Here is an 18,287-nt window from a genome sequence, read left to right on the forward strand (position 1 = left end):
ACAACTCTGAGTAGTTGTTGGCCGGAAGATTTAAGTCAGTTCTCTAACGTGTGTCTGCTATGGCACAGCATGACACTGGTGAACGGGCGAGTACGGGCGACGCACTGACACGACGCCGACTCATTCAGGCCGGTGGGGCGGCCACTGCAGTCGGGGTCGCCGGCTGCATGGGCGGTAACGACGGCGGTGACGGCAGTAACGACGGTGACGGTAGCGATGGTAGTGATGGTAGTGATGGTGGTGACGGTAGTGACGGCGGTGGTGTCGACGAGCTCGATTACTGGAATATCCACAACGGGGATCCGTTCCGGGACCCGATCAACACAATCGTCAGCAACTTCCAGGAGGAGTCTGGAACGACCGTGAACACGCGGTACATTGACAACGACGCCATTGAGGAGCAGATATCGAGCGCGGTCGCTTCCGACACCCTACCGAACGTCGGGTTGTTGGCGATCCAGACGATCCAACGACTCGGGGCTGATGGGACACTGGCCCCGGACAGTACGACGTCCGTCATCGAAGATATCGGTGAGGACGACTTCCGGGACGGGCCCCTGCAGTTCATGAGCACCGGTGAGGGTGGGTACTACGGAGTCCCAGCGGACGCGTGGGTCCAGGGTCTGTGGTACCGGAAAAGCGCTTTCGAGGACGCGGGGCTTGACGAACCGGTGACGTGGGACGCGATCCTCGAGGCGGCTGAGACGTTCCACGACCCCGATAACGACACGTACGGAATCGGATTCGGGACGCAGATCGACGCCTACGCGCGACAGTGTTTCACCCAATTCGCACGGTCAAACGGCGCACTGGTGTTGGACGCGGACGCGAACGTCGTCTTCGACTCGGACGCGATGATCGAGACGCTCGAGTTCTACCAGGAACTGGGACAGTACACACCCGGATCGGTCACGTTCGACGACACGCGAAACCTCTACGGCAACGAACAGGAACACATGTTCTTGTACTCCTCGTACTTGCTCCCGGACCTGCTCTCGGACAAAGGCGAGGAGATGGTGTCGGATACGGGGCTCGCCCCGGCGACCGAGAACACCCGACGGAGCACCTACGGACAGGTACTGGGCCACGTGATCTTCGACGCCGGGGACGGCGGTCTGTCGGCTTCGGAGAACCTGGTGAATCATATCATGACCGGTGATTCGTACGTCAGTTGGGTCCACACGAACCCCGGCGGCACGATGCCGGTTCGACAGTCGACCGCCGAGAGCGAGGCGTACCGTGACAACGACATCATTTCCGCTTGGGGCGAGACGATCGACCAGATCTCCTCGGCACTAGGCAATATGGAACGTTTCGACGTCGTCGAGGGGACGCTACTGCCGGAGTTCGGGCAGATTTCGAGTCAATCGCTCGTTTCCGAGGCCGTCAACCGCGTCGTCATCGAGGGTGACGATCCGGAGACCGTGGCTACGGAACAGGCGGAGAAGATGCGAAACGCGATATCATAATGTCAGTCGGGAGCCGTCTCACTGCGGCGACCGGCATCGACCGTTATTTCGAGTCGCCCGCTCAGCGACGAGAGGCGCTCCTCGGGATCGCGTTAATCCTGCCGTCGGTCCTACTCATCAGCGCCGTCATCCTCTACCCGATCGTCTATAATGTCTACCTGAGTTTCACAACGGTTCCGCTGAACCCGAACCAGGCGCCGACCTGGGTCGGCCTGCAAAACTACCTCGAACTCGTGACCAGCCAGCGGTTCTGGGGTGCGTTCAGAACGACGATGGTGTTCACCGTCGGCAGCACCGTCTTTTCGACGCTCGCGGGGCTGGCCGTCGCTCTCCTGTTCGACCGCGAGTTTCGCGGGCGCCGCCTCGCACGCGGGTTGGTGTTGCTCCCGCACGTGACACCGATTATCGCCGTCGCGTTCGTCTGGCAGTTCATGCTGAGTCCGCTGTGGGGCGCCATTCCGAACATGCTGGCCGAATGGGGACTGTACAGCTCCCAGACCGGTTTACTCGACCAACGATCGACCGCACTCCCGACGGTTGTGGCCTTCGGTGCGTGGCGGAACTTCCCATTTGCGTTCCTGCTGTTCGTGGCCCGCTTACAGGCGATCCCCGAATCGATGTACGAGGCGGCGCGTATCGACGGCGCCGGGGCAGTCGCTCAGTTCAAGGACATCACGCTGCCAGAGCTCAAAGGAACTATCGCCATCGTGGTGCTCTTGCGGTTCATCTGGGAGTTCAACGCCTTCGCACAGGTCTGGCTGCTCACTAGACGGGTCGTGACGCTGCCGATCTTCGCCTACCAGACGGCGTTCGCCAACTTCGAGCAGGGGCTCGGTGCGGCTATTTCGCTCCTGCTGTTCATCATCCAAGCCATGTTCGTCGTCGGGTTCATCACGCTGTTCGGGGAGGACAAACTATGATCGGGACGATCGTAGCTCAGGCCAGCGCGAGCCTCCGCGTTCTCAAGACGGGGTACCGGAACGACAGTTGGCTCGGCCGACTCGGATTCTACGCCGCCCTCGTGTTGACAATGGTGGTTGCTTTGTTCCCGTTCTACGTCATGCTGGTGACGAGCCTGTCGCCGGACGACGCGATCTACTCAAGCGACCCGTCGCTGCTACCGGAGGCAGTGACACTCTCGCACTACACGGTGCTGTTCGGTTCTGAGACGTTCGCCTTCACGAGCTACTTTCTGAACAGCGCCATCGTCGCGTCCGTGACTGCGTCGTTCTCGCTGGTGGTCGGCGTCATCGGGGCGTACAGCTTCACGCGGCTCACCTTCCCGGGTAACGGGTTCGTGCGCCGAGGGGTCGTGGTCGTGTACATGTTGTCGTCGATCACCGTCATCGTCCCGCTGTTTCAAGTGATCGCGACCCTCGGGTTGGTGGACACACGACTGAGTCTATTCATCACGTACACCGTGAGCACCCTGCCGCTGACGCTGTACATGCTCTGGAACTACTTCGAGAGCCTACCGGTCGAAATCGAGGAAGCCGCGATGCTCGACGGGTACTCACGGCTTGAAACTATCTTCCAGATCGTCGTTCCCCTGAGTCTCCCGGTGCTCGTCGCAGCGTTTCTGTTCGCGTTCAAGATCGCTTGGAACGAGTACATCTTCGCGTCCGTTTTCCTCAAATCCCAGGCCAAGCTCACTCTTCCGATCGGAATCGAGCAGATGAACGCCAACTTCCAGAACGTCTGGGGGCAAGTCATGGCCGCGTCGTTCTTAACCACGCTCCCGATCATTATCATGTTCCTCTACCTAGAACAGTACATGGTCGAAGGACTCACCGCCGGCGGGGTGGAGGGCTGACCGGTGCCGTACAACCCGTCCCAAAGCGAGCAGCCGGCCAACCACACCGGTTCACCACACTCCCGAGCACCGGCAAGCGAGGACGACGCTTCGCAGTCAGTCGAGGCCACCAGAGTCGCTCTCTCGGCGTTGACCAAGCGCTTCGACGACGTGGTTGCGGTCGACAGCATCGATCTCGAAGTCAACCCCGGTGAACTTCTCGTCTTGTTGGGTCCCTCTGGCTGTGGCAAGACGACTACCCTCCGGATGATCGCCGGTCTCGAGGCCATTTCGGACGGCGTGGTGGAGATCGGTGGCGAGGACGTCACCCGGACGACACCACAGGAACGAGACGTCGCGATGGTGTTCCAGAGTTACGCGCTCTATCCGCACAAGACTGTTCGTGAGAACATCGAGTTCCCGCTCAAGAAACTCTCACTCACCGACGACGAGATGGCTGAGCGGGTGACTGAAACCGCGTCGCTGCTCGATATCGACGACTTGCTCGGCAAACAACCGTCGGCACTCAGCGGCGGCCAGCGCCAGCGCGTCGCCGTCGGCCGCGCTCTCGCGAGACAGCCGTCAGTCCTGTTAATGGACGAACCGCTGTCGAATCTTGATGCGAAGCTCGCGGTCACGACACGCTCGGAGCTACGTGACCTTCAGCAACGGCTCGGCATCACGACAGTATACGTCACCCACGACCAGGAGGAGGCGATGAGTATCGCCGACCGGATCGCCGTGATGAACCAGGGTCGGATCGAACAGATCGGCTCGCCCCGAGAGGTGTATCAAGAACCGCGCTCGGAGTTCATCGCCACCTTCCTGGGCGACCCGTCGATGAACGTGTTCGATGCCGACGGCCCAGCCACTCCCCTCCGCAGAACGCTCACTGAGACGGCACCGACCGCTACAGCTCGGGTTGGCATCCGGCCAGAGGGCGGTTATCTCCTCGGAGACGACGGGCCGATCGGAACGCCAGCTACCGCGGTCACCGAGGCTGTCCAGTGTACGGTCACGGTCGTTGAGCCGATCGGTCGCGCGTACGAAATCACCTTGCGGGCCGGGGACCAGCAATTTGTTATTCGGACGCGAACGCGCCCGGAGTGGGTCGAGGCCGACGCTGACGTCCAGGTCGTGTTCGGTCAGTCTGAAATCACGTTTTTCGACGAGACGGGCCGGAGGATCGAAGATGGTTGAACTCAAGCTTGAGGACGTCACGAAACGCTACGACGACGCACAAGGAACGGAGACGGCCGTCGACGGGGTCTCGCTCGTCGCCGAGGACGAGCTGGTCGTCCTGCTGGGGCCGTCAGGTTGTGGCAAGACGACGACGCTGCGGATGATCGCCGGGTTGGAGTCGGTCACCAGCGGCCGGATCCGGATCGAGGGTGAGGACGTGACCGATCGGCATCCGAGCGACCGGTCGATCGCGATGGTCTTCCAAGATTACGGGCTTTACCGGACGATGTCTGTCGGTGAGAACATTGGCTACGGGCTGAAACACTCGACGGATCTCTCAGCGCGTGAGCGCCGCAATAAGGTCGACGCAATGGCCGCGAAGTTCGGAATCGAGGACTTACTCGACCGGGACGTGGCGGAACTGTCCGGCGGACAAAAACAGCGCGTGGCCTTGGGGCGGGCGATGGTCCGTGAACCCGACGTGTTCCTGCTCGACGAGCCGCTGGCGAGTTTGGACGCGAAGCTCCGCTCGGAGATGCGGACGGAACTCCAGCAGCTCCAAGCGGAGATGGATATCACGACGGTGTACGTCACTCACGATCAGAAGGAAGCGATGACGATGGCTGACCGTATTGCCATCCTCGACGACGGCGTCCTCCAACAGAGTGGTTCACCCGAAGCAGTGTACAGGAACCCGGCCTCGCGGTTTGTCGCCGATTTCTTGGGCAACCCTCCGATGAATCAAATTGAGGTCGTCGCTGCGCCCTGCGGTGATCCTGACCGCCTCGCGCTCAGGTGTGTGGTCAACGGTGAATCGGTGACTCTACTCACGGTGGCCCGCGACGACCAATCCCTTTCACCGGGCGACGAAGTCGTTCTCGGCATGCGGCCGGAGACGCTTTCGGTCACGTCACCTCCGGCGGAGGGCCCGGGCTTCGAGGCCATCGTCGCGATGACCGAGTACCAAGGCAACGATAACTTCGTTCACCTCCGACTGGGTGAGATGGAATTCACTGCGGTCGTTCCGCCGTCGTCACAGCCTGCTTCCGGTGAGCCGTGCCGGGTCACCGTCGACCCGCAGGAGATCTACCTCTTCGATTCGGAATCGGGTGACGCGATCCGGACCGCCGGCGAGTCTATGATCGACCGGACCCTCGCTTCGGAGTCCTCGTCGTAACGCTCCGAAACTGTTCGGCATGGTCTCCCGAGGGATTTGCGGTCTGTGCTTGGTTACGCGACCGGTTCTTGAAGCGTGATACTCGTTGCCGCAACATCTTCTATCGTCGCATGCCAGCCACCGACTGTGAGGGTCTCCCCGTCGATTTCCAGCGTTAGGGACGCGATCGTCGGTGGTGCGATGCCGTAGTCGCTCTCGACTGGTCCGCTCAGCTCGTAATCAACGACCGTTCCGGTCCAAGTCCCGTCGGTGCGCGAGTCGGTACGGTAGCCGACGACGGTTGCGACGAACGGGGTCCCGGCAGCGAGGGCATCTTGGTGTGCGACGATGAGACGACGTGGATCCAAGTAACACCGGGGGAGCGACGCCGTGTTCTGGATGCGTGCGGAGGTTGTCCAGATAGTTTCCGTGTAGTCTTGCAGTAACTGGACTAACGTCGCTTCTTGGGTGATCAGATACGGCTGCTGATCGTTCTGGGGGTGGGTGCTCGCGTAGATCCCGTACGCCCGGTCGGCCGCGACGAACGTGTCGGCCGCGCTTCGGAACCTGACCGGTAACGACTCGGGAAACTCGAGATCGGGCGGATCGTCCACTCCACTCAAGAGCAGGCGGACACTCACGCCATCGGCAACGGCCTCGGCGACCTCGTTCTGGATCCGCTCGTAAATCTCGACCGAAACCGAGACCAGTAACCAGCACTCGGCAGCCTCGATCGCTTGGCGCACGTGCCGAAGGGCCGTCTCCTGCCGGCGAACCATCGTGACGTACCCGTCCGTGTCGGCATCGGTCTCATCGTAGAGCTCTACGAGGCCTGCACTCACGGCATCGATTCGCTCACTCACCTCGGTTACTCGGCGACGTTTGAGATCCTCTAAGACCGTCTCAGGTGGTGGTGCAGTCACAACCTTGCCCTGCCCCTGTGACCGAATCTCGAGCAGTCCCATATCGGCTAAGTCATCGATGACATCGTAGATGCGTCCCTGTGGGACTCCCGACATGTCGACCAGATCGTTCGGCCGTGCCTGACCGGCCTGAACGGCTGCTACGTACGCCTTCGACTGGTAGGTTGTCAGCCCGAGTTCCTGAAGTTGGTTTGTGAGTGCTGGATCGCTCATAAGCGTAGGCTCGTGGTCCGTGCGCCCGCGTGGTGGCTCTGTGTTGTGCGTCGTATCATTGATGATCGCGATTCGCGCACCTAGAAATCCGCCCGTGGTTATATAAAACCACGAATCGTGGTTGTCTTTATGCCGTCGTATGCTCAACCGCCGGACGTTGATTTCGGTGCGGCAACGACTCTGTTCACGCCTACTGGAACCGGTGAAGGGTACTGGGTCGGTGCGCCTTGCGTCCATCGACACGACGGACGGACTTACCTGGCGGTCCGCTGGCGAACACCAGACGATCGTGGCCACGAGGTGACGATCCACGAATACGACGACGGCGACGTACGGCAAGTAGCGAGCATCACCGCCTCCGATCTTGGCGTCGTGAGTATTGAACGGGCGGCGTTGTGTACGAACCCTCAGACGAACGCACTCCAGTGTTACCTGCCGGTCGATCGCGGTGGGAACGATTGGGTCATCACCAAACTGGCCGATGTCGCTACCCCCGCCGAGCTGGATCCTGGAACTGCCCGGACGGTGCTGACGCCCGACCCCGGTGGGACAGACTCAGGCACGGTGAAAGACCCAGTTATTGTGACCGTCGGTGGTCGATACTACATGTTCTACGCCGGTTTCGACGGCGTCTCCGAACGAGCCCACTTAGCGACTAGCGTCGACGGGGATACCTGGCGAAAACACCCGGACAATCCACTGCTTGGCCGCGACTACTGGCATGACCACCACACCCGCGTCTCGACGGTGATCCCGGCATCGAGCGCGCCGACCTGGCTGGTGTTCTACGATGGTAGCGGCGTCTCGGACACCGGTCGGACCTGGAACCTCCGAACTGGCGTCGCGGTGTCGCCAGACCTCGAACAAATAACAGATACCTGCTCCGATGGGCCAGTGTACGCCGCGCCAACTGCAGATCGGGCGACCGGCATTTCGACGTTCGGAACCTGTCGGTACCTGGACGTGCTGGTACACGAGGATCGGTGGGAGCTCTTCGCCGAAGTTGCCCGCGAAGACGAGTCCTTCGAGTTACGGCGGGCCGTAACCCCGACTCCTGAGTGACCAAGTTCGAACCCGTTTTTCACTATACGAACCGGGGCCCTACTTCCTCAAATACAATCATCTCCTTTGCTGAGCGATAGTGTTCAGATACACTGATTACACCTGAACACGAAGACCTGAAGCCCATTTTCGCATGGAGATAATTTATCTGAACGTTATCTGCTGGATGCGACTTTCAGAAAGAGGGGAATACGAGACTCAATCCTTGAGTCGTTATTCTACGCCAACCGGATGTTCTAATTGCCACTCGTTTTCAAGAAGTATGTCTTTGTCGTCAATACCGCCGGTGGTGAGGATCCCGAGGTGGTAGAGCTGGTATTTAAACTGGAAGTGGATGCCGGACTTGTACACCGTTGGATCGGTCAGCACTGGCTCATTGATGTCGCCGTCTGCGGTGAGAACGTCGTCGCGGCGATGCTGGGTAAAGAATACTTCGACGGCGAGTGGCTGGTTGATGCGTGTGGCTTCAAGTGCGACGTCGGCGAGCGTCGCGTCCCAGACCCCGTCTTGATGTAGGCGTTCGAGCGCGGTGATGATGAGGCGAGTCGGCTCGTATTGGATGGCGACTGAGCGCGCGAGTTGTGCCCATCTCGGGGCGAGCTCGGTGAACCTCGTTGATTTACCGGTCCAGGTGTCGAACTCGGCGAGTGCAGCCGCCACACTTCTATGCCGATCGCGGGCGAAGCGAACGACTTCTGCGCCGAGGTGCGTGAGTGAGTCGCCGGTGGGCTGGTCGTCGACGAGATTCAGCAAGATCGCGCCGCGCCGCCCACCAGAAATAGCGTTGATGACGTTGTCGGCGTAGACGGTGTCGGTGTCGTCGTCTGCTGCGAGTGCGAGGGCGTACCCGAGGTAGTTTTTCGGGTGATTGACTGGGAAACTCCCGTCGGTGAGGCGGTGCGTGGTTGCTTGGAGTCGCACCGCGTCAATCGTCGTGGAGAACTCCCCGGCCCCTGTGACGCGAGCGGGCTCAACGACACGCGCAGAGTCAGTATCTTCCACGGCGATGATGCCGACGTTGAGGTTCCTGGCTTGTGCGCGTGCCGCGTCAGTAATACTGGGGGCTGGCGCGGCGACGTAGCCGAGGTTGACTTCGGGGAGGTGGGCGTGTGCTTGGGTGATTCCGCGAGCGACGTCTGCGTCACCTGGGTTAGTGTTGTGGCCTTTCGCTTCGATGACAGTGACTGGGGTCGTGGCTGCGTCACCGTTCAGAACGTCGATGGCTGGCATGCCAACGCCGAGTAAATCGGGTTCGCCGGCGGCGAGTCGAATCGTGTTGTACGGCGCGAGCCGGTCACGAAGCGCCTGGGGAATGGTCCACCCGCCCCACGTGGATTGTGTAAACTGTGTTTCCGTGACCGCGTACTGATCCGGGCTCGTGTCGATGTCAGGGTACAGCGTGTCTTTCGCGGCAGCAAGTACCGTTGGTTCCGCAAGCGAGACAGCCATTACCATGTCTTCTCTTGGTTCACCAATATAATTGGAGGGTCGGGTGCTCACCAGCGTACAAGGCGCGTGGTGACGCGCTACGGAGTAATATTATAGGATCGACGACACAACGAGGTCGTATGGAGATCGGGCTCGTCAGCTGTACGAAAAGCAAGCGTGAGGAGGTGGCGAAACCGAAGGATCTGTATCTTGAGTCGACGTTTTTCAGAAAGGCCCGCCAGTACGTTGAAGCGAATCACGATGCGTGGTATATTCTCTCTGCAAAACACCATCTGCTCGACCCGGACGGAGACCCAATCGAGCCATACGATGAGACGCTGAGCGGTGCGTCCGTGGATACGAAACGAGAGTGGGCAGAAACCGTGTTCGAGCAGTTGCGCGCAGACGGCTTGCTTGTTGATGGGAATCAACTCGTGTTCCACGCTGGGCGAGATTACCACGAGGAGCTCACACCGTTGCTTTCTGAGACGAGTGTCGAATTCACGATCCCGACGGACGGGTTGCAGTTCGGTGAAACGCTTGCGTGGTACAACGATCGTATCTAAACGCGTCGCTGATTATCTTGCTGTAGTTTCGACGCTGGTTCCTAACTGTGGTTGGGTGTTCAAGACCGAGTCACACCACATACGACTACATGGTCTCTGTTGAAGTCTGCTGAATCTGATAGGAATACTGTGCGAGATACAGAGGATGAATCTAGCGTTAGTGCGATCTGATGTTCAAGTGCTGATTCAACGGCTAAATCTCCGATAATTGTCGGTGAGTCATCGACGCCTCCAACAGTCTTGACAGACAATATGCGAATCGGCTTCAGGCGGGAGATTGCGTGGCGTGAATACGTCGCTGGCAGGGAATGTATCGCCACAGAGGCCACATGTCTCAGTCGGGGATATTTTGGCCTCCTTGGGAATCCACCACGGAGGGTCCGCTTTATCGATGGTGCTTGAGTCTAGTGTCCAGTTTGGAACGCCTCGTGTGTTCGTCGTGAGAAGGGCACCAATTTCTTCAACGCCGCCTCTGGTCACCTGTAATCGGCCGAACTCATATCCCCAGTAATCAAGCCGGTAGACATTCTCGGTGTCGGTCTCGATAACCGCGATGAAGTCGATGCCGTCGCTCATTACCGTGGGCTGTGTGTTGTTGTACCGTAGATGGACACCCGGCGGGTTATCGTGGAGATCCCGCTCGTCAACGTCGATCCGTTCGACGATGTGGTCTTCTGAGACGAGCATGATTGTAGTTGGAAATCCGGATAGAAAGAGATGCCCTTCACAGATTTCGCTCCTGACACCGTCGCTCTATTTTATGCTTGTCCTCATTCGTCTGTTATCGACCAGTCGGAGCTTCCAGCCTATGTAGCGTGCGGCCTACTGAAACGGACCCGACTGCGAGAATCCTGGCTGATACATTCGCGCGATGTATCTCGCACTACCACCGGAACATCTCCCTGAGTTGACGGAACACTCGGTAGTCAATATGCTCGTGTTGGTGAACAACTGCTTGCTTACTAACGGTCTGAGGACTAGAATCCGATTGAGCCGATGAAAATCAATGCTTATATTTGCCCTTAGTATTCTTTGAATATGTCCCAAAGCATACCTCAAGATGATTCTACAGCGGTAGAGCTGACCGAAGCAGGCCAGCGAACACTCCAAATCGGGGCGGACAACCCGATTCGGATTAGCTCGGGTCATCGAATCCTGCATCATGATGGGAAGTGCTCGCGGCCGCACGGCCATAACTACGAGATCACTGTGGAAGTGACTGGGGAACTCACTGAGGAGGGGTGGGTCGTCGACAAAGGTGACGTCACGGACGTTATTGACGCGTGGGATCACCGGTTCCTCGTCGAAGAAGGCGACCCGCTTGTCGGCGCGTTCGAGGCGTCCGGCGACGGCGACGCACTCGTCGTGTTGGAGCATCCGCCAACGGCGGAGGTGATGAGTGTCTTGCTCGAACAACGGATGCTCGATGCGTTCCCGGATACTGTGTCGGACGTGTCGGTGTCGGTGAGCGAGACTGAGGAGCTCTGTGCGTCGTACTGATGCCGGTCGCTAGCGATATTGAGGAATCCACGACGGACGCTGACGCGGCTGGTGAGGGTCTCCCGATTAACGAGGTGTTCTACTCGTTGCAGGGCGAGGGAACGCTTGCTGGCGTGCCTTCCGTGTTTGTGCGGACGTCTGGGTGTAATCTGCGGTGTTGGTTCTGTGATTCGTATCATACGTCGTGGGAGCCGACCGGGGCGTGGCGCGACGTCGAGTCGATCGTGGAGGAAGTCCAGTCACACGAGCGGGCTAGCCATGTTGTGCTGACGGGCGGGGAGCCCCTGATTCATGAGGAGTCCGTTGAGCTCCTCGACCGACTGGCTGCTGAAGGGTATCATACGACGGTGGAGACGAACGGGACGATTTACCGGGATGCGCCGATCGATTTGGCGAGTATCAGTCCGAAGCTGGCGAGTAGCACGCCGACACCGGATCGGGACCCGAAGGGCGACGGCGAGTGGGAAGAGAAGCACGAACGGAACCGGATCGACATGGACGCGCTGTCCCGCATGGTCGATGCGTACGAGACGCAGCTGAAGTTCGTCGTGACAGACGAGTCAGATCTGCCGGAGATCACGGACCTAGTTGAGCGGGTGCGGGCAGCGACCGCGACGACCGTGGCGGACGATGGCGTCCTGTTGATGCCGGAAGGGATGACGCGGGAGCAACTCGATGGGACGCAAAGCGAAGCCGCGGAGTTGGCGATGGAGTACGGGTACCGGTACACGCCGCGACTCCACGTGGACCTGTGGAACGACGCGCCTGGAACATGAGCACGACACGACGTTGCCCCGGTCAAAGCAGTGTGGTGCCACGAGAGCGGCGCGGATGTCGCCCGTGGCGTGGTGGACAGGATAGCAATCAATTCGACGAGGCTGACAATTCATGAGTAACGAGAGCGCGGTAATTCTGGTGTCGGGCGGGATGGATAGTGCGACAGCGGTGTACGAAGCGATGGAGCAAGGGTATGAGCCGTACTTCTTGCACACGTCGTACGGGCAGCGCACCGAAGACAAGGAGTACGAGTGCGCACAGGCGCTTGCTGAGGAGGTTGACGCGGCGGATTTCCTACACATCGAAACGGGGCACCTCTCGAAAATCGGGGCGTCGAGTTTGACGGACGAGGAGATGGACGTGGCTGACGCGGATCTGGAGAGTGACGAGATTCCGACGTCATACGTCCCCTTCCGGAACGCGAATTTGTTGTCGATGGCGACCTCGTACGCGGAAGCGACTGATTCGGAGGCGCTGTTTATCGGAGCGCATTCCGAGGATTTCTCCGGGTACCCTGATTGTCGCTCGGCGTTCTTCGACGCCTTTCAGAACGTAATCGACGTCGGGACAAAACCGGAGACAGAGATCGAGTTGAAGCCACCGTTCGTCGAATGGTCGAAAACAGAGATTGCGGAGCGTGGGTTAGAGCTCGGTGTACCGTACGAGATGACGTGGTCGTGTTACCGTGACGAGGAGCCGGCGTGTGGGTCGTGTGATGCGTGTGCGTTCCGCCTTGAGGCATTCCGGAATGCTGGGTCACGTGATCCGATCGCGTATGCTGAGCGGCCGGAGTTCTCGTAGTCTACTGGTCAATACCGGCTCCGTTGAAATCCGGTCATCAGATCCATTCTCGTATGAAACAGCCACTCACGGAATCCTGCGAACATATAATCGGTTACATATGATTGAAATAGACATATACACTGGAATGAATATTGAATAATCAGTCGAAAAATAGAGCGCACTCTGCGATCTCAGGTTCACTATCGGTCCTCAACTGGAGAAAGATACCATACTTATAGCACAAATCCTCTCGGAAACGCACTATCTTTTCTTTGTCGCAATCGCCTGATTCAGTAGAGGATGTTTTCTTAAGTTCAATTACAAGGAGGTTATGATCACTTGATTCCCGCTCGTGAACGATGATGTCCGGAAAAACGGTTTGAGCATCTGTGTCATCGTCTTGTATTCTTCTGCCTCTGCACGAATCGGTAAGTTCATCATATGAAACGCGTTTTTTTATAGAATCGGTCGCACCGTTTTCCTCAGTCACCCTATTGTATTCTACATCAACCACATAGTCTGGTTCCAGATCTTTAATTTCTTGTTCCAGATAGATGGCAAGCCTGTGGGTAATACTTCGTTCATTAGAGTCATTGACGAGGAGCGGTCTATCATCCTCAAATAGTGTTTCAAGAGCATCCTCCACATAGTTTACAACGGTATCCGGTGATGGTGTCATAGGAGCGAATGCTCACTAAAATAATAAAAAACCTAACCCCCACTGTTACACTGAATCTCTGTACTGACCGCACCCGGATCAAACTGTATTAGTTGCTGTGAGTTTCCACAGACCAGACTAACCACATCGGTACTCTACTGTGTATTAGAAAGAACTGCTAGTGAGTTCGGTATGATGTGCGACAACATGAAGATATTCCTCTGCGAATACGGGCGTATGCCGAAGGTCAGCGTCGAGATTCCACAGGAGCTGCTTGATGATCTTGACGAGCACGTCGGTGATGAAGAGTCGTTGTGGTCGTTGGATTTGGATATGGATCTGTTTAGCCCGGAATACAGTGTCTGAATCAGTGAAGGTGTGGGCGCTTACCAGATGGAGAAGAAGTAATTGATGGCGGCAGATAGCCCGCCAAGGTCACGGAAGAACTTCGCCAGGGTGCCGAGCCCTATCGTGCCGAGGATACCGCCGACCAGCGGGTCGACCGCCATCCCGATCCGGAGCAGTGTCCCGAACTGGAACATATCGACAAGTAGCAGGCCGCCGGTGAACATGGCGAAGTCGACTGGGACGGCGATCCCTTGCTGGTAGAGGATCCATAGGATAGCGACGCCACCGACCAGTATCCAGAATAGATACTTGCGGCCTCGCTGAATGGCACTCTCGGGGTCACCATTCCGCCAGTTCCGGAAGTAGTTCGCCGTCTGTAGGAGGGCTTTGAGCAGTCCCGTCGCCATCTGATGTGTCAACCAACCGCTGAAGGACGTATAAGCTTTATTCCGGTCAAAATCTCGAATGCGACCCGCACGTAGACGGTCTGTATTAGGATCAGATATTTAATGAAACATAAGGTATCATAGGGAAATGACGGTGTTCGGTCGTCTTGGCACCCTGTTCGTGGTCCTCGGTGGGGCAGCCTTCCTGCTCGTCGACGGCTTGCGTTCTCCTCCCGGTCTCTGGTACGCGGCCGCAGGTATCGCCGCCGGGACGACGATGGTCCTGTATACGGTGGTTTCGTCACCTTCCCCTCCTCGGCGTCCACAGCCTGCTCCTGAACCTGCGCCTCCGGGCACATCCGAGGAGTCCACGACGGAGTCGGGGACGCAGCAGATCGACTCACAGCCGACGGAGACGGAACATACGGCCGAGTCCACAGCATCTGCCGAGCAGGAACCTGAGCCAGCAGGCGACAACGACCCGAATCCACCGAAGCCGCCAATATCGGAAGAACCAGAGCCGCTGGCCTCGGAGGAACCAGAACCTGCGTCGACCACGGTGAATAAGCCACGGTCACTCCCGGACGACATCGAGACGGCGCAACGAACCGCTTCGTACACCGATTTCTCTCGGGCGGGGAAAAGGACGAGCACGTCAACCCACCGGCAAAGACACGTCACCGCCACAGCGTCGCCACGCCGGAACCTATCCACCGAGACCGACAACCCATATTTCAAGCCGGTCGATTCAAGCCGCGCGATCAAGTTTATCCAGGTCGACACGAGATTCAGTTACCTCGACGTCGACTGGGGACCGGAATTCATCAGTCTCGATCCGATCCCGGATCTCGTTGAGGTCGATGTCGGGCCGAGTGCCGTGAGTCACGAACTGGTTCGCAGTCCGATCGAGATCAAGATTTCGTCGTTCATCAAATCGCTCTTCATGCCCTCGCCCGGGAATTCTGGCGCCGATGCTCGGGACGAGACGATGCAGTCCGTGGATGCATCGGACGGTCGCGCACATCACTGGAGAGACGATACCCGTGCCCGGCAGAGACAGGTTACCCGCGATACCCAGGAAACGCGGCACCGTGAGCAGGACTGGCACGTGGACCGCCGTCGTAACCCGCTGACAGCCGCCGATAGACGGCAGCAACCGGCGGAAACATGGCCGCGGTCATCCGACCGGGAACCGGTGGATGACAGCCAGGCCACCGCTGACACAGCCGGCTACGACAACTGGTCAGATGCCACCGCACCGAGTTTCGGCCGTTTCGGTGACCGTCGCTCCCCTGGCTGGGAGCCAGTCATGGACGAAGGGCCGATTGAACCGCAAGACGTGGGTATAGTCGATGAGCCGACGGTCGATGCGGGTCTGGATCGTTCACCTCTGCGGTGGGATGGCGATCCCTTCGGACTAACCGACGTCGCCGCGGGATTCTCCGGAGTCGAGGAGCCAATGGTGGAACCGGTTGAACAGCCAGGTCTCGGATTTGGAATGTCTGACTTGGATCCCGATGTGCCGATGGAGGAACCCGTGATGGATCCGGAACTCGGTGCAGAGATGTTAGGTCTAGACGAGTTTGCGGAGCCGCCGGCAGATGGATTTAGTATGCCCGGCGTCGATGCCGAAAGCGGGTCGAACCCGTTGCTCCCCGACGCAGAGAGCTTCTTCCCGGAAGAGGCAGAGGACGACTGGCTGACGTTCTGACGTGTGTTAAACCCACGGCAGCCTCTGTCACCGATAGCTCCAGTAGAAGAGATTGACTGTAACTGCGACTACAATGCTTTTTCAAGGTCCCCCGTGGTATCCAGTGAATAGTGGAAAGATTTGCGCTTGTTCTTAAAACTCCAGCCCCACCTCAATATAGAACTAATCTCTAACGTTCTCGATTACAGTATTCATGCACATGTTCCAAAAGATCGACAATCTCTGTGGGGTGATCCACATCTTCTAATCTTCCCATCCTAAGTCCAATATTTGGCTTTGTCACACTAGGGCAGTCTTGAATATTGCGTGCGCAACCACTTTGAATAACATCAACTATTTTTCCACTCGGTTTCTCCGCTTCGTCTACTGACTGAAAATGGATTTCCTCCCAGTCGTTGCCATCTGCACGCGGCCAGTGTTTTTCAGCGAGTTGGACTAAGTCGTCCTTCTTCCACGTGTCCTCAAGTTCTTTGTCACCGACCCAGGCGAGTTCTGGTTCTGAACCACCGACTTCGTACATTTCCTCAAGATGATCTTCAAGAGTATCCTCAGAATAGGTTCGCTCTTTTGCATCGGAATCCAAGATGACGAACGTTCGTGCTCGGCCGCTATCCTGAAGTCGTTTGAGAGTTTTAACGATATGACCACACCCTTGGCTATCCCAGATCTGGACTCCATCCTCGACGAGAGTACTACCGGTGACTCGATGGTATAGTTCTTCGATATATTTGTGTTCAGTTGCACCCTCTACGACAATCATCGCTCGTTCGAGATAGACCCAGCTAGCAGAGAGTCCCAAACCGGCCATGATGTTGCCCATGAAATCCTCAGCCTCTGCTTCGTCTTTCGAAACTAGCGGCGCTCGTTCGTCGTTCGTATCCACTTCTTCAGGGAGATATACTACTTCGTGTAAGGGGGTCCCATCGACCATAATCAAACTATGAGTCGAGACGATACACTGGGAGAGATAACTATCTTCATCCGAGATGTCGCTCCGGAGAAGATTGACCAGCCTCCGTTGGACGTCAAAATGGAGGCGGTGATCCGGTTCGTCCATCGTCCGGATGACGGATTCTTTTCCTTCATTGGCCTCTGCGCTCCATTCAAGCATTGAGAGGGCCGAGCGGGCATTAGTTCCCCCACCCAGTTCTTGAAGCGGGATCTGTTCACCATCTCGGCGAAGCACGATATTGGAGAGATCTGCTCCGTTGACAAAACTCCAATCAGGATCTACTGTGATCTTATCCAGACCGGGAAGGTATCGCACCATCCTGTCGGAGAGGCTTTCGAGTCGTTCGTTAAGCGCATCCGTCGCCTGTTCCTCAATTTCGACAAGTTCGTCAACTCCACTCTTCTCACCATCCTCATCCTCGGCATAGAGGAAGGATTTGGTTTCTTGACGGAGTAGTTTTGAGAGTAGCTTGATTGGACTGTCTACATCCTCGGTATCGATTTGCTCACTGGCTGGAGCTAAACGACTGAATTCTCTGGTTCCGCAAGAGACCCAATCAAGACCGGTGTCTTCGGGATTTTCGAGGATCTCAGCTTTCAATTCCTCAAACTGTTCTTCCCGCTCATCAGCGTTGCTTCCTGGCTCAATATCGTAATCCTCCAGAATCTCCTTTTCGCCATCCGCATAATAGTCCCATTCGTGGAGCCGTTCATCTTCGGGAACCCGCTCTCTCAGATAATGGTCTGGGGACTCCAAATAAACATCTTCTTCTGAATCTCCAGTTACTTCCCATTCCATCTTCAGCCCTGCAGCATCACCCTCTTCAAGATTGGCACGATCTGCCAGATCATCCGGCGGGTTTTCAATGACCGCCTCGATTGAGGCGTCGGGTGCTCTTCCAGTGTCTCGTGTCACATCACGCCGGATCTGCTTAATGTCCAGACTCGAATGATCGCATACAGTCTGTAATGCCTCCAAGAGAGTGGTTTTTCCAGCGTCGTTAGGACCCACTAAGAGTGTGAACGGAGTCAGCTGGAGTGTTAAGTCTTCGAATTTCCCGATGTTCTCGACTGAGAGTCGTGAAACGTGAGTCCGTCTGTCACTCACGGCTCCGCCCTCTCGATTTGAGAATCTTGGACACGGACTAAATTGACACGCATTATTTGATCTGATCGTATCGGTATTTATCTTCGATATTCCGGTGGAAGTATTTCCCGTGCGAATTGGCGCTCATGAGTTCCTGGTGAATTCGTTTGGGGACATCGAAATACTGGTAGACTCTTCCACCGTGGAACTCAATCTCTAGAACTTGGTTCGACTCATCATACCCAACACTGCTGAGGTTACTTGAGGAGACGGGGACCCGTTTCATACTGCGTTA

18 protein-coding genes and 1 pseudogene are annotated in these 18,287 nt (G+C 57.4%); 12 read left to right on the top strand and 7 right to left on the bottom strand.

Annotated elements, in window-relative coordinates; all coding sequences use genetic code 11:
* Window positions 1-59: 59 nt before the first annotated feature.
* The 5 genes from FGL94_RS06340 to FGL94_RS06360 are packed head-to-tail and all read left to right on the top strand — an operon-like array spanning window position 60 to window position 5,620.
* Window positions 60-1,469, top strand: a complete 1,410-nt coding sequence (locus FGL94_RS06340) for an ABC transporter substrate-binding protein (protein WP_144922295.1) — start codon at window positions 60-62, stop codon at window positions 1,467-1,469.
* Complete coding sequence (locus FGL94_RS06345) at window positions 1,469-2,389, top strand: carbohydrate ABC transporter permease (protein ID WP_144922298.1); 921 nt, start codon at window positions 1,469-1,471, stop codon at window positions 2,387-2,389. The genes FGL94_RS06340 and FGL94_RS06345 overlap by 1 nt, the downstream gene beginning before the upstream one ends.
* The gene (locus tag FGL94_RS06350; RefSeq protein WP_241659140.1) at window positions 2,386-3,282 is read left to right on the top strand and encodes a carbohydrate ABC transporter permease; all 897 of its coding nucleotides are present in this window, start codon (window positions 2,386-2,388) and stop codon (window positions 3,280-3,282) included. Before FGL94_RS06345 ends, FGL94_RS06350 begins: the two co-directional genes overlap by 4 nt.
* A gap of 3 nt (window positions 3,283-3,285) precedes the next feature.
* On the top strand, window positions 3,286-4,461 hold the full coding sequence (locus tag FGL94_RS06355) for an ABC transporter ATP-binding protein (RefSeq protein WP_241659141.1): 1,176 nt from the start codon (window positions 3,286-3,288) through the stop codon (window positions 4,459-4,461).
* Window positions 4,454-5,620, top strand: coding sequence for an ABC transporter ATP-binding protein (locus tag FGL94_RS06360; protein WP_144922301.1), 1,167 nt, complete (start codon window positions 4,454-4,456; stop codon window positions 5,618-5,620). Before FGL94_RS06355 ends, FGL94_RS06360 begins: the two co-directional genes overlap by 8 nt.
* Before the next feature lie 53 nt (window positions 5,621-5,673).
* Here FGL94_RS06360 and FGL94_RS06365 read toward each other — a convergent pair whose 3' ends face one another.
* Complete coding sequence (locus FGL94_RS06365; RefSeq protein ID WP_186313346.1) at window positions 5,674-6,735, bottom strand: TrmB family transcriptional regulator; 1,062 nt, start codon at window positions 6,733-6,735, stop codon at window positions 5,674-5,676.
* A 300-nt stretch (window positions 6,736-7,035) separates the two neighbouring features.
* Here FGL94_RS06365 and FGL94_RS06370 point away from each other — a divergent pair, with 300 nt between their 5' ends.
* Entirely contained in the window at window positions 7,036-7,797 is a 762-nt protein-coding gene (locus tag FGL94_RS06370) for a hypothetical protein (RefSeq protein WP_144922307.1), read from the top strand.
* 213 nt (window positions 7,798-8,010) lie between these two features.
* Here the strand turns inward: FGL94_RS06370 and FGL94_RS06375 are convergent, their stop codons facing one another.
* Window positions 8,011-9,246, bottom strand: coding sequence for a hypothetical protein (locus tag FGL94_RS06375; protein WP_144922310.1), 1,236 nt, complete (start codon window positions 9,244-9,246; stop codon window positions 8,011-8,013).
* Between the two features lie 119 nt (window positions 9,247-9,365).
* Here FGL94_RS06375 and FGL94_RS06380 point away from each other — a divergent pair, with 119 nt between their 5' ends.
* A complete protein-coding gene (locus FGL94_RS06380) occupies window positions 9,366-9,791 on the top strand; it encodes a DUF6884 domain-containing protein (protein WP_144922313.1) in 426 nt (141 codons plus the stop codon).
* Window positions 9,792-10,010: 219 nt separating this feature from the next.
* On the opposite strand, the gene FGL94_RS06385 is transcribed toward FGL94_RS06380, so the two are convergent.
* Window positions 10,011-10,478, bottom strand: coding sequence for an RING finger protein (locus FGL94_RS06385; RefSeq protein WP_144922316.1), 468 nt, complete (start codon window positions 10,476-10,478; stop codon window positions 10,011-10,013).
* Between the two features lie 351 nt (window positions 10,479-10,829).
* Between FGL94_RS06385 and FGL94_RS06390 the strand changes: the two genes are divergently transcribed.
* From FGL94_RS06390 to queC, 3 genes are all read left to right on the top strand, one after another.
* A complete protein-coding gene (locus FGL94_RS06390; protein ID WP_144922319.1) occupies window positions 10,830-11,291 on the top strand; it encodes a 6-pyruvoyl trahydropterin synthase family protein in 462 nt (153 codons plus the stop codon).
* On the top strand, window positions 11,291-12,067 hold the full coding sequence (locus tag FGL94_RS06395; RefSeq protein ID WP_144922322.1) for a 7-carboxy-7-deazaguanine synthase QueE: 777 nt from the start codon (window positions 11,291-11,293) through the stop codon (window positions 12,065-12,067). Before FGL94_RS06390 ends, FGL94_RS06395 begins: the two co-directional genes overlap by 1 nt.
* A gap of 112 nt (window positions 12,068-12,179) precedes the next feature.
* The gene (gene queC, locus FGL94_RS06400) at window positions 12,180-12,869 is read left to right on the top strand and encodes a 7-cyano-7-deazaguanine synthase QueC (protein ID WP_144922325.1); all 690 of its coding nucleotides are present in this window, start codon (window positions 12,180-12,182) and stop codon (window positions 12,867-12,869) included.
* Window positions 12,870-13,011: 142 nt separating this feature from the next.
* On the opposite strand, the gene FGL94_RS06405 is transcribed toward queC, so the two are convergent.
* Window positions 13,012-13,530 (bottom strand): hypothetical protein, encoded by a 519-nt coding sequence (locus tag FGL94_RS06405; protein ID WP_144922328.1) that lies wholly within the window; start codon window positions 13,528-13,530, stop codon window positions 13,012-13,014.
* Window positions 13,531-13,746: 216 nt separating this feature from the next.
* On the opposite strand from FGL94_RS06405, the pseudogene FGL94_RS18560 reads away from it, so the two are divergent.
* Window positions 13,747-13,815, top strand: a pseudogene (locus FGL94_RS18560) (CopG family transcriptional regulator); the annotation flags it as partial.
* 80 nt (window positions 13,816-13,895) lie between these two features.
* Here the strand turns inward: FGL94_RS18560 and FGL94_RS06410 are convergent.
* Window positions 13,896-14,264, bottom strand: a complete 369-nt coding sequence (locus FGL94_RS06410) for a hypothetical protein (RefSeq protein WP_144922332.1) — start codon at window positions 14,262-14,264, stop codon at window positions 13,896-13,898.
* A 127-nt stretch (window positions 14,265-14,391) separates the two neighbouring features.
* On the opposite strand from FGL94_RS06410, the gene FGL94_RS06415 reads away from it, so the two are divergent.
* Window positions 14,392-15,954 carry a hypothetical protein gene (locus tag FGL94_RS06415; RefSeq protein WP_144922334.1) on the top strand — a complete coding sequence of 521 codons (1,563 nt, stop codon included), beginning with the start codon at window positions 14,392-14,394 and terminating at the stop codon, window positions 15,952-15,954.
* 169 nt (window positions 15,955-16,123) lie between these two features.
* Here FGL94_RS06415 and FGL94_RS06420 read toward each other — a convergent pair whose 3' ends face one another.
* Window positions 16,124-18,013 carry an ATP-dependent nuclease gene (locus FGL94_RS06420; protein ID WP_186313347.1) on the bottom strand — a complete coding sequence of 630 codons (1,890 nt, stop codon included), beginning with the start codon at window positions 18,011-18,013 and terminating at the stop codon, window positions 16,124-16,126.
* 52 nt (window positions 18,014-18,065) lie between these two features.
* Entirely contained in the window at window positions 18,066-18,278 is a 213-nt protein-coding gene (locus FGL94_RS06425) for a KTSC domain-containing protein (RefSeq protein ID WP_144922340.1), read from the bottom strand.
* Window positions 18,279-18,287: the final 9 nt, after the last annotated feature.

The sequence above is a fragment of the Halorubrum salsamenti genome (assembly GCF_007671685.1).
GTDB lineage: Archaea > Halobacteriota > Halobacteria > Halobacteriales > Haloferacaceae > Halorubrum > Halorubrum salsamenti.